The organism is Chitinimonas sp. BJB300 (assembly GCF_002735695.1).
In the GTDB taxonomy this organism is placed as follows: domain Bacteria; phylum Pseudomonadota; class Gammaproteobacteria; order Burkholderiales; family Chitinimonadaceae; genus Chitinimonas.
Window position 1 is genome coordinate 1 of sequence record NZ_PDZH01000214.1, and the last position, 4171, is coordinate 4171.

Genomic DNA, 4171 nt, shown 5'->3' on the forward strand with positions numbered 1-4171 from the left:
TGCGACATTCTGGAAACGGGTAATGATTCCTACCGATTCAAACACCGCAAGAAAGGGTCGAAGACGTACTGAGTAAATGGAAAGAATTGGACGCTGTTACCTGGTAACTATTGGGCGCTGTTTGACAAGGCTGCATTACAGTGGTTAAAAGAAATGGATCACAAACGGTCCATTAAGAATGACAAAATCTTTCTAAGGCACTACTTAAAACAATTCGGAGATAAATACCTAGATGAAATAACACGAGAGGACATTATTGATGCAGTAGCAATAGTAAAGGCGACAAATGCGACTAAAAATCGCTATTTGTGTTTACTACGAACATTGTTACGTAAGGCTGAACGAGAATGGAATTGGATAGAGAAAGCACCGTTCATCAAAACACTCCCTGAACCTAAACGTCGAATTCGGTGGCTGACTGTTGAAGAAGTCCAACGACTGCTAGAGGAATTGCCAACCCACCAAAATCAATTCGTTCGCTTTGCATTAGCTACTGGATTGAGGCAAGGCAACGTTTTGGGCATGACTTGGGACCGAGTCGATCTTTTACGACGAACGTGCTGGGTAGAAGCAGAGGATTTTAAAACTGACAAAGCCCATGGAGTACCGCTAAATGATGCAGCCTTAGCTGTAATTTATGAGGTTATCGAAAAACACCCAACCCATTTGTTTACGTATAGAGGGGGGCCTATCAAACAGGCCAATACGAAAGCATGGCGCAGTGCGCTAAAGCGTGCCGGCATTAAGAACTTTCGCTGGCATGACTTACGGCATGTTTCAGCTTCGTGGTTGATACAAGCTGGTACCCCTAGTCCCGTGGTTCAAGATTTCTTCGGGTGGGAGTCACCCGCCATGGTACAGCGGTATGCACACTTAGCCCCGGAGCATCTTGCTCCGTTCGCAGCAAAACTTGATGGCAAGCTAATGCCACACCCTAAAAAAATAGCCACCTAAAAAGGTGGCTAAGTATTTGAAGTAACTGGTGCCGACTGCCGGAATCGAACTGGCGACCTGCTGATTACAAGGCAGCTGCTCTACCAACTGAGCTAAGTCGGCGTTAGGGGGCGAATTATACTGACCTATTTCGTTTTGCCTAGGTCTTTTGAAAGAAAAAATGCATCTGAGAAGAATTCTTCCGCCGGAAGCCCTCGGCCGGTGAAGCTACCGTGCGCCGCTTCCACCATAACAGGTGCTCCACAAGCATAGACTTGGAAGCCTTTTAGATCAGCAAAATCATGTAGTACGGCTTCGTGCACAAAGCCCGTACGTCCCTGCCAAGCGTCTTCTGGCAAGGGTTCAGACAGTACCGGGATAAAGGTAAAATTGGGTAAATCCAACTGCCATTGACTGGCCAATTCGGGCATATACAGGTCAGCCAATGTCCGCGCGCCCCAATACAGAATCATTTCGCGCTGGATACCCTTTTGGATGGCGTATTCGACAATGCTCTTGATCGGGGCAAAGCCGGTACCGCTGGCCAGAAAAATGATGGGTTTATCGGACTCTTCCCGTAGGAAAAAAGAACCCAATGGGCCGGTGAAACGCAAGATCTCACGTTCGCGCATAGAGCTATGCACATATTCAGAGAATTCCCCCCCCGGCACCAGGCGCACGTGCAATTGGAGATAGCCGTCGCTGTGCGGCTGATTGGCCAGCGAGAAACTACGCTTCTTACCATCCTTAGCATGGATATCGATGTACTGGCCCGCAAGGAATTGCAGGCGCTCATTGGTGGGTAGCTTCAACGACAATACAGCTACATCATGCGATGCGCGCTCAATGTGCTCAACCCGGCATGGCAAGGTGCGGATTTGAATATCTTTAGTCGCCAGAATTTCTCGGCATTCGATCGTGACATCCCCTCTAGGCTCGGCGCAGCAGAATAGCGCCAGCCCCTGGCTTTGTTCGGTTTCATTCAGCGCGGACGTTGAATGTTCACGATGCCTGACTTCACCAGCCAACACAGTCCCTTTACAAGCGCCACACGCACCATTGCGGCAGCTGTAGGGCATGTTGAATCCAACCCGCATAGCGGCCTCAAGAATCGTATCGCCGTCCTCGACGGTGATCTGCTGCTTGCTCGGTTCGATAGTGAGCTGACTTGCCATGGGATTCCTACATGTTTGAATGCGTGTCGGCCATTACAATGGCGCTATGCAAAGAAGACTATTAATTATCGGGTGCGGCGATGTGCTTGAGCGTGCTCTGCCATGGCTGGCAAAGCGCTTTCGGATATACGCTCTTTGCCGTAGTAAGGAACGCGCTGTGGCTTTCCGAGCCAAAGGGGTGCTGCCTATTCAGGCTGACCTCGATAACCCTCGCAGTCTGCAAAGGCTGGCCGGACTTGCCGACTGTGTCTTGCATTCCGCGCCACCCGCGGCTGAAGGCAAGGACGACCCACGTACATCCCGACTACTGGCGGCACTGGCACGAGGATCGATTCTACCACGCAGCCTCGTCTACATCAGTACCACGGGGGTGTACGGTGACTGTGGCGGCGACCGGTTCAATGAATGCCGGCCTTGTCATCCCGAATCAGACCGTGCACATCGGCGTGTCGCTGCAGAAACAGCCTTACGCGCCTTTGGAAAGCGTACTGGATGTCATATCAGTATCTTGCGAGCACCAGGCATTTACGCTGCAAATCGTCTGCCTTTGGATCGCATAGGCAAAGCCACACCCGCCCTTATCCCCAGCAGCGATGGCTACAGCAATCATATCCATGCTGAAGATCTCGCCATGGCCTGTAACCTCGCCTTATTCCGCGGCAAGGCGGGTCGGGTATATCACGCTTGCGATAACAGCGAATGGAAGATGGGTGAATGGTTCGACAAGGTGGCGGATGCATTCGGTCTGCCGCGCCCCCCACGCCTACCTTATGTACAGATGCAGCAGGTGGCAACACCAGCGCTATGGTCGTTTATGCGTGAATCACGCCGGTTGGACAACAGTAGGTTAACGCACGAATTGAGGCTGCGGCTAACCTATTCGACCCCTGATACCTTGCTGGATCAGTTACGTAAAAGCTGATGCCGCTCGCGTTCCAGCTGCGCCATATAGCGCTGTAGCAGGTTTTCTGTCTGCCGCGATAACTCAACAAACCGGGTACCCACCATGGTCTGTATGCTGCCATCCCGCTTCGTAACCTGGCGCATGCTACGTATTTCCAGGCGAACCTCAATCATGCCGAAGGTGCCAAGATCGATACGGCAATCAGGAAAGACTTCCATAAGCTCAACGTCGACCGGCCCACTCATCCAAAGGCCTACGCCCCCGACCGAAATATCGTGCAAAGGAAACTCATAGACCGTGCCATTACGGTGCGGCAGTTTGCATAGTAAGGGGCGGCCTATCGGTGTATCGAGACGAAAGTACTCGCGCCTTTGTAGTTTGATCAGATCCTCAGGGAAGCTCGCAATGAAGGCAGGCCGTTCATCGTATTCATCCAAACTCACGCTATCCACCAGTACGAACTGGATTTTGACACCTTCTGGCGCCGCGGCAAAAACTACGTGGTCCGATCGCAAGAGCGCCCGGTTCATGGCATCCGCGCCACTGATATCAAACCAAAAACACTGCTGTTTGGTATCGGCCCCAAGAATGGCAGACAGAAATGAATGCTGGCCGTGATCAAAATGAATTGTGATCAGGTCACCTTTTTGCGCAAGTGAGCGCAATACAAAGCCGATTTCCACCGGCGTACGCAAAAGGTAGCCACTCACGTCTACCCCTGCCGGGATCATTTCGACGCTTGCACTATTTTCCTGCGCAGAGTTGTTGTCCTGTTCCGCCACTGTTTTTACGGCCCGCATGGTATGTTGGTTTGGACAGAGGGCAAAATAACGTGCCCCAGTCCCCATTATATGGATTAGCGCCAAGACCTGCTTGCTCGCGTGCCTTACCGGTTTTTAGAACCGGTCTAAAGTCTGCTGTACGTCAGCATTACGGCGTTGGAAACATCCTCAGAATACACATTTACTACATAGTAACTGATGTTACGCAGTAGCTGCGAGAAGCAGCTGTAACTGATCATAAGCCGCGCGGGAGGCGTTGATCAGTAACTTGCGGCAAAGTGCGAATGGGTTCTTCTGCGTCTTGATGCTCAGGCATTCAAGTTTGAAGGCTGCGCAAATCGTCATGAACACATGGTTGCTTTGGGTGCGAACTGTAC

4 protein-coding genes and 1 tRNA gene are annotated in these 4171 nt (G+C 51.4%); 2 read left to right on the forward strand and 3 right to left on the reverse strand.

Annotated elements, in window-relative coordinates:
* The first annotated feature begins 153 nt into the window (after window positions 1-153).
* The gene (locus CSQ89_RS20190; protein ID WP_099407806.1) at window positions 154-954 is read left to right on the forward strand and encodes a tyrosine-type recombinase/integrase; all 801 of its coding nucleotides are present in this window, start codon (window positions 154-156) and stop codon (window positions 952-954) included.
* A 26-nt stretch (window positions 955-980) separates the two neighbouring features.
* On the opposite strand, the gene CSQ89_RS20195 is transcribed toward CSQ89_RS20190, so the two are convergent.
* Together CSQ89_RS20195 and CSQ89_RS20200 are read right to left on the reverse strand one after the other, a co-directional pair.
* A tRNA-Thr gene (locus CSQ89_RS20195) sits at window positions 981-1056 on the reverse strand.
* 23 nt (window positions 1057-1079) lie between these two features.
* Complete coding sequence (locus CSQ89_RS20200) at window positions 1080-2108, reverse strand: CDP-6-deoxy-delta-3,4-glucoseen reductase (protein ID WP_099407807.1); 1029 nt, start codon at window positions 2106-2108, stop codon at window positions 1080-1082.
* 157 nt (window positions 2109-2265) lie between these two features.
* Between CSQ89_RS20200 and CSQ89_RS20205 the strand changes: the two genes are divergently transcribed.
* Window positions 2266-3030 carry an NAD-dependent epimerase/dehydratase family protein gene (locus CSQ89_RS20205; RefSeq protein WP_308418191.1) on the forward strand — a complete coding sequence of 255 codons (765 nt, stop codon included), beginning with the start codon at window positions 2266-2268 and terminating at the stop codon, window positions 3028-3030.
* On the opposite strand, the gene CSQ89_RS20210 is transcribed toward CSQ89_RS20205, so the two are convergent.
* Complete coding sequence (locus CSQ89_RS20210) at window positions 3012-3812, reverse strand: flagellar brake protein (RefSeq protein ID WP_158229070.1); 801 nt, start codon at window positions 3810-3812, stop codon at window positions 3012-3014. The two genes, CSQ89_RS20205 and CSQ89_RS20210, sit on opposite strands and share 19 nt — an antisense overlap.
* Window positions 3813-4171 lie beyond the last annotated feature (359 nt).